This window comes from Rhodanobacter sp. OR92 (genome assembly GCF_000427545.1).
GTDB classification, from domain to species: Bacteria; Pseudomonadota; Gammaproteobacteria; order Xanthomonadales; family Rhodanobacteraceae; genus Rhodanobacter; species Rhodanobacter denitrificans.
Genome location: NZ_ATYF01000001.1, coordinates 597180 through 604656 on the forward strand (window position 1 = coordinate 597180; position 7477 = coordinate 604656).

At 59.7% G+C, this 7477-nt stretch carries 5 protein-coding genes; 4 read left to right on the forward strand and 1 reads right to left on the reverse strand.

Features of this window, described 5'->3' with window-relative positions; all coding sequences use genetic code 11:
- Positions 1-36 precede the first annotated feature (36 nt).
- Positions 37-411 (forward strand): hypothetical protein, encoded by a 375-nt coding sequence (locus RHOOR92_RS19525; protein ID WP_155950199.1) that lies wholly within the window; start codon positions 37-39, stop codon positions 409-411.
- Positions 412-861: 450 nt separating this feature from the next.
- Positions 862-2577, forward strand: coding sequence for a ThiF family adenylyltransferase (locus RHOOR92_RS0103025; RefSeq protein WP_081660208.1), 1716 nt, complete (start codon positions 862-864; stop codon positions 2575-2577).
- 699 nt (positions 2578-3276) lie between these two features.
- On the opposite strand, the gene RHOOR92_RS0103030 is transcribed toward RHOOR92_RS0103025, so the two are convergent.
- Positions 3277-4242: a phospholipase D-like domain-containing protein gene (locus RHOOR92_RS0103030; protein ID WP_027489554.1), complete on the reverse strand. Its 966-nt coding sequence runs from the start codon at positions 4240-4242 to the stop codon at positions 3277-3279.
- A gap of 795 nt (positions 4243-5037) precedes the next feature.
- Here RHOOR92_RS0103030 and RHOOR92_RS0103035 point away from each other — a divergent pair.
- Positions 5038-6021 (forward strand): hypothetical protein, encoded by a 984-nt coding sequence (locus tag RHOOR92_RS0103035; RefSeq protein ID WP_155950200.1) that lies wholly within the window; start codon positions 5038-5040, stop codon positions 6019-6021.
- A 95-nt stretch (positions 6022-6116) separates the two neighbouring features.
- Positions 6117-7475 (forward strand): IS701 family transposase, encoded by a 1359-nt coding sequence (locus RHOOR92_RS0103040; RefSeq protein ID WP_155950204.1) that lies wholly within the window; start codon positions 6117-6119, stop codon positions 7473-7475.
- Positions 7476-7477 lie beyond the last annotated feature (2 nt).

Genomic DNA, 7477 nt, shown 5'->3' on the forward strand with positions numbered 1-7477 from the left:
ACCATTCAGTTTAAGTGGTTCGGAGGATGATTTCGTATGGCGGATATTGATCGAGTCCACAACACTCCGAAACGAGACTACCTTAGCTTCGGATGCGGTGCTCAATTCCATCCCGACCGAGTCTTGCAGTTCCTTCAGATTTCGACTGAAGACACGCCTCTTGTGGTCGATTATGACCAGCTCAACGAACTCGGCAATGCGTGCAACCTCGTCGCCGAATTTTTTGGGGGAGATGTCGATAAGGCAGCGAAGTGGTTCAGCGTCAGCAATCCCCTGCTGGGCGACATATCACCCCAAGATATGGTTCGTTCAGGACGGGTTGATAGGCTCGTCCGATTCATTGCCAACGCGTTCGATGAAGGCGTTGACGGAACCAGCGCAGGAAAGAAGTCAGAGAGAGACGCATCGTGATCCGGTCCAGCGTGTCACATTTTCTGTGTATAGCTACCTTACCGTTCGGGTACGAGCGCCGGCACGGTCGGTGTCGCCTTTCGTCAAATGCAGCGATGACGGATAGCCAAAGCGGAGGCGCAGCGTGAGCTTCGTGATTAGGCCAAGTTATCGAAGGTAGGGCAGGGGCCACAAGCTAAAGATCGAGGGTCTCAAGTGGTGAGACTCAGCCATGTAATATTGATTACATCGGGTCCACACCTCGCCCGAGGAACCGACCGCTTGAGGTGTCATCGGTTGAGGAATCGTTCAAATGGCGAATGAGCACGAACACCCGCATCCGGGACATCCCGGACACCCCGAGCACCCCGATCACTCGCACCCGGGAAAGCCGCCGGGACCGCCCGATCATGGCAAGCCGCCGCATAACCCTCCGTCTCCTCCCGGTCATCGACCCGTAGGTTGAAGGCGATGGCACCTTGGTGGGAGCGTTACCCCGTGCGATGGGAGCAAGAGCAGCAAGCGCTCCGCGACCGAGGCATTTTCTTCGAGAGCGACCCGGCAGCCTTCGCTGCCGGGCAATTGATTCTGCATCTCACTGCCTTTCCTGCAGAACGCCCCATAGAACTGCGCTGCACCTACCCAGCAAATTACCCTTACTTTCCTCCCATGGTGGTGGCCCCGAACCTTGAGCTCCGAAGGCACCAGACACCAGGAACTAAGCAACTTTGTCTTCTTGACCGCGGCGGCGACCGCTGGCTTCCGGCGACCGACACCCTGGCGAGCCTTCTCGCTGAGAAGCTTCCTGAGCTACTCGCCTCCCAGCCGGCTGAGCCCGACGGCGACCAGCTTTTCGAAGCCAAGGAAGGGGAGCCGATTACCGTCTACCTCACGCCTGAGCTCGGCTCGTTCGTGGGCTTTCCGGCATTCTCGCTTGATGCATTGGGCGCACGCGGCATCTTGCGTATTGGCATGGAGAGTTTCCGTCCATTTCGGGCGACCACACTGGAGGTCACCAATGCCAATGGACAACTGGTTGCGCTTTCGGACGCACGTCAGCACGCGTCCTATCCTGGCCCGCTAGTCGCTCAGGGGCGGTGGATCAAACTACCTCAGCGCCCTACCTGTGGTGATGCCGCGTTCTACTACCAGCGGGCCGTTGAGTTGTATCCCGATTTGGAGCAGCCAGCTTGGCAAAAGCCCTGGGGAGAGAAAGGACCTCGCATTGACCTGGTCGCATTTCTGTTTGAAGATGAAATGACTTGGCGCGGCATTGCCGGAAACGTAATCGTTGTTGCCAAGACGCAAGAGATGGGCGCAGATGGCAAGAGGGGCAAAGTGGAGAAGCGCCTTCTTCGTGCGGAATTGGAAAGTCGCGACAACTACTTTCTACGCAACCCCTCTTCAAGAAGTTTGAATCAAGGGGTGGTTTCCCTTGTCGGCACCGGCAGCATAGGCTCACCCGCCGCGAAGCTCCTGGCGCAGGCTGGCGTGGGCACATTACGACTATTTGATGGCGACGTTCTCGAGGCCGGCAACACCATCCGATGGGAGATTGGACGCACAGCTGCCGGGTACCCGAAGGTCCACGGCTTGCACTCGATGATCGCCAACAACTTTCCGTACACGAAGGTCGAGTCGCAATTCATGAAGATTGGTGACCCGAACCAGGATTCGGCGAATAGCGCCCACCTTGACGCGGCGATCTTCAAAGGTTCGACCTGCATTCTTGACGCTACGGCGTCCACGCGCGTCAATCAGTATCTCGCAGAGATGGCGCAGATCCACCATGTTCCATATGTATGGATGCACGCCACAAACGGGGCGTGGGGAGGACTCGTAGGAATAGCCAGTCCCGATTCTGCCAAATGCTGCTGGATGTGCCACCTGTATTACTTGGAAGACGGCACGATCGAAGCATTGTCGCTCGCGCCGGAAGATGACCTTATTCAGCCGCCTGGTTGTTTGGATCCTACGTTTACAGGCTCACAGGTGGACCTCACAGAGACCGCATTGCAAGCTACTAGGGTGGTCATGGATCAGGTCACGGCGAGCGTAAGCGGCGGGCAGCCCGCATATACATGGAGCATCGCGACACTGCAGTTGCGCGACAAGAGCGGTTTTCCACAGCTTCCGGCGTGGAAGGCCTATAGGTTGCCGCCGCATGCGAACTGCCCCAATCATTAACAGCGTTTGGATATCTCGGACGATTGGGTGCAAGCTGAAAGAGCTGGCAGATGAGTATTTTCCTCTTGAGGTTGGAGGTATCCTCGCTGGCTACCTGAGTAATGAGTCAGCAGTGGTTACAGAAATAGTCGGGCCTGGCCCACAGGCTCAGCATCACCGCGAGACGTTTTTGCCTGATCACAGTTATCAAACGGAGCAGATGCACCGCATTTTTTTGGAATCAAAGGGAGGGACCGTCTATCTAGGAGACTGGCATACCCACCCTCAAGGTCCACCTATCTTAAGCCCGCTCGATATACGCACAATGAGGACTATTGCCGAAAGTCCCGAAGCCCGTTGTCCGAGCCCAGCCATGATCCTCCTTGCTCAGGCTAAGACCGAATGGATGATTCATGCATTCTGTTTGGCGAATCCACGAGAGCCGCTAACGGAAGTAAGAGCGGTGCGTATTCAACTGTTCTGAGTTCGTGGCGGTTCAGGCGCGATAATCATAGACGACGGCAACATATATACGGGCGTTCCGTCAGAAAAGGTCAGGGATTAGTCGGTGTTATCGGGGATAGAGGAGGCAATTTTCGACTCCATGCGTGCTTCATCCAAGAGCGACATGGCTAGCCCGAAGCTGCCTTTGGGGGCAAAGGCGCGATCTTGTTGTATGCCCGCTTGCTAACCAAACTTGACCGGTGGGTGGAACACGTCTCATCGCTTGCGGGCTGCAGCGAGCGGCTTTAGCGCCGCGCGCATCTCCGAGACCGAAAGCCGGCCCTCGGACTTCTCTACCGCGATTGCTGCGATCAGCTTCACCTCTGCGGGTGTCATGCGGAAGCCGAAATCCCTCCAGGGCACTCGGCGCGCCAGAACCACTGTGACGCCGCGGGACTTGCCAGAGGTAAGCACTTGGGCAGGATGAATCGACTGGCGAGCCTTCGTGATTCCGTTGACGTCGAGGAACGGGCCGCCGAACGCGCGATCAGGACAGTATGAGGCGACTCCCCCCAGAGGAAGGCTCTGTTCCTCTGCAGCCTTCCGAACGCCAGCATCGACGCTGATCTCCTTCTTGTTCAAGGGGCGCTCATACCCGAATATTCGGAGCGACTGAGCGTCATCGCTATCGAGCCACTCTGCGAGGCTCGGGAGTTGCAAGTTGACCTTATACGGATTGCGCTTGATGCCGGCGGCGATTTTCTGAAGCTCGATGTCTTGGAGGCGATTTGCCCGAAGCTCGTAGGCCTTTTGGGCCGCGACGAACCTCGGATCGTCGGCGGCAAAGACGCCCTTAAGGTTACGAACCCTCGCTAGGTCAGCCTGGATGGAGCGATACAGGACCTTGTCGGCCACAGTGCCCATCAAGTCGCAGGTGCCATCAAGTCCCTTCCTAGTAAAGTTGGAGCTGCCCAGGAGCACAGTGTCTGGGGAGGCCAGCGCCCATTTGTGGTGGATGCTGTCGCCGAGCTGGAAGTCGACAATGAACTCCAAGTTGGGGAGCTCGAGCGCCAGTTCGCGGCCCGCTTTGATGAAGTCGGGAGAGGTAAAGCCCCCCTGGGTGCCGACGATGAAGACTACCTTTTGGTTCCTGTTGGCAAGTTCTCGCAGCAGATCAACCTCGAGGCGCGACACGCCGAATGCTGAGGCGAGCGTGACGTCTCGGTCGCGGATATCGAGCAAGGCCTTCTTAATAGGTTGTCCCCGTGTAGGCATTCAGTACGCGGCGCTGGATCGGCATCTCATATGACCTGCTGTATGGAATTCACAGTATGCGGGCAGTAGGGCCACCAAGTTACCAGCCGCACAATTCTTCTGGATGCACCCGTCGTGACGCGCGGGGGAGGGGGCAACATCCTCACAGGCGACAATCGCACCCCGGATCCGAGGGAACAGGGCAGGGGGCCGATCTTTCCGTCCTGGTTGTGGGAAAAATCTCAGCTCATTTCGGCGTTGCGGATGGCCTCGCGATGCCACCTCAAATCTTCATGCTATCGTCCGGCTCGCTGCGAAAGATCCACTAGGACCGTTGCCTCGACCGCAACCGGCTATCAGAGCGATACCACGACGTTGCGCATAAATCGGAACACTGGCACGCCACTGCATTCGTATACGATTAGATGGGGTTATCGGGGGTAGGGTGGGCGATCAACAACCGTTGCAGTAGGTAGTGAAGGCCAATCTTCTGGCATGAAAGAGGCCAGTGCAGCTCACTGCTGAGCGCGTCTTAAGCATTACTCAAACCGTCCATGGAAACGGGGTAGAACCCATGGGAGTTGTCCGGATGGAAATGATTATTTCCATTCTGGCAATCCGGTGCCGTGGTTCTCTCGGTGGCTCCGGGTGTGCGTGACCCTAACTCCGACCCTGGAGCCTTCACGGCGCCGTCACAAAAGCGGATGAACTCTTGTAGAGGAGGCGCGGGGGGCTGCGGGCGGCGAGATCTCGCCGGTCGCTTGACGTACACGGGGGCCAGAGATGGACATGTCACGTGGTGCGTGTGCAGTGGTACTCCTTGCGGTCCTGTGCGGAATCGTTGGCTGCGCCAATCTTGAAACAATCAGCCGCTCAACCTCGGTGCCAACCGGTACCGGTGGCAAGGCGGTTCATCTAGACGCACAGCAGCGCCTGGTTGTGTTCACCGCGACCCGCTACTGCGCGGAGCCCAGCCCGGACGCCCTTGCCGCCTACGCCGCAGCTCTTGGGTTTAGCGCCCCGAAACTGCCGTCTAAGGCCCTTGCCGCGTCTGGGGCGCTAAATAGCGTCGCTGGCTCGATCGGGCTGCGGACGCAGTCGATTACGTTGATGCGCGACACGCTCTATCGGATTTGCGAGGAGCGGCTGAATAACACGCTCTCGGACGAACAGGTCGCCGTCCTGATGTCGCGCAGTCAGGATCTGACCGCGGTGATCCTGGCGACCGAGCAGCTCACCGGGTCGGTTGCAGCGCCTGCGGTCATGCTTACGACCGGTGGTAGCTCCTCGGCCCTTGCCTCACTGACCGCCAACACCGAGGCGCTCAATGCCGCCGAAGCGGCCGAGGCGACGTACAAGGCGAAGAGTGATAGTGCTGTGACGGCGCGCGACGAGGCTAAGACAGAGTTGGAAACTGCCAACGCTGCTTTGGAGGCGGCAAAGAAGGCATCGCCGAATCAAGCAACATGGCCGACGGAGCAGGCGGCGGTGACCGCGAAAGACGCGGCCTATCAGCAGGCCACGCAGGACGCCGTCCGCGCTGCGGCCGATTTCGATCGTATGCACAAAACCACCGAGCAAATCCGTCAGGCCCGAGACGCAGCTAATGCGGTCACCACTGCCTCCGTGAGCAGTGGCGCAGTGGCCGGGGCGTTTGCGCAGCGTAATCTGTCAGACAACGCCGTCGCCAAGGTGGCGGATACGGTTAACCAGATGGTGACCGAGCTGCTGTACAAGGACTATTTCTTAGTTCTACTGTGTCAATAAATATATGGCATGATCACGGCATCTTCTAGCAACCTGCGAGGAGGTGGGTCATGGGCATCGGTCTGGAAGGCCGCTTTGAGCGGTATGGCGAAGCGATGGTCATCGCCATGGGGCACGCGGATCGGGTGGCGCCCACGCGCTGGTATCTGCAGGGTTTGATGCTGCCTGGCGGCCGCAAGAGCGTGGAGCCGATGGCGGCACGGGTGCGGCCGCAAGATGTACGGGCGACCCACCAGTCGATGCATCACCTGGTGTCGACGTCGGCATGGAACGACGATGCCTTGCTGGCCGCCGTAGCCGAACAGGTGCTGCCCGTGCTGACGCACGGCGGAACCACACCGTGCTTCTGGATCATTGATGACACCGGCTTTCCGAAGAAGGGTAGGCACTCGGTGGGCGTAGCCCGGCAGTACTGCGGGCAGACCGGCAAGACCGACAACTGTCGGGTGGCGGTGAGCTTGTCGCTGGCGACGGACTCCAACAGCCTGCCGTTGGCGTATCAGCTATACCTGCCGGCCGAATGGACCGACGACCCGCAGCGATGTGCCGCTGTTGGGGTGCCCGCATCAGTCGGCTTTCTGACCAAGAACCAGATTGCGGTGGCGCAGATCCGCGCCGCCGTCGCGGCGGGCGTGCCGCGAGGCGTCGTGTTGGGCGATGCCGCCTACGGCGATGACAGCACGCTTCGCGATGCGCTGAGCACGCAAGACCTGATCTACGCGCTGGGCGTCAGGCCGCTCACGGCGGTGTGGTGGGGCAAGCATCAACCAGCCACGCCACCACCGCCTGCGACGGGTGGTGGACGCCCCCGCGTGCGGGTATGCCGCGATGCGGCGCACCGGCCGATCAGTGTGCGTGCGCTGGCGCAGGCGTTGCCGGCGCGGGCGTACCGCACCATTACCTGGCGGCAGGGCTCCGCCGAACCCTTGTCCGGCCGCTTCGCCCGCGTACGCGTGGTCGCCGCCCACGACGACCGCGATCGCGCGCCCGAATGGCTGGTCATCGAATGGCCTGGCGGCGACGCCGAACCGCTACGCTACTGGTTGTCGACGTTGCCGAAAGCGACGACCTTCAAGGCCCTTGTCGGCACCATCAAGGGCCGTTGGCGCATCGAGCGGGACTACCTGGAACTCAAGCAAGAACTCGGCTTGGGTCACTACGAGGGGCGCAACTGGCGCGGCTTTCATCATCACGCCAGCCTGTGTATCGCGGCCTACGGCTTCCTGACGTTGGAGCGCTTGCGTGGCAGTAAAAAAAACCGTGCACGATTCAAGGCGCCTGCCGTACCCGAAGGCTTCCGCCCGCGTGGGGCTGGGGCCGATGCAGCGCCATCAACCGCTCTCGATCGCGACCGTACACTTTCGTCTCGCCCGCCTGATCGCACGACAGTTGGCGCGATGTCCTTGCTGCGGCATGGCGCATCCGAGCATCAAACGTCTTTAGTGACACAGTAGAA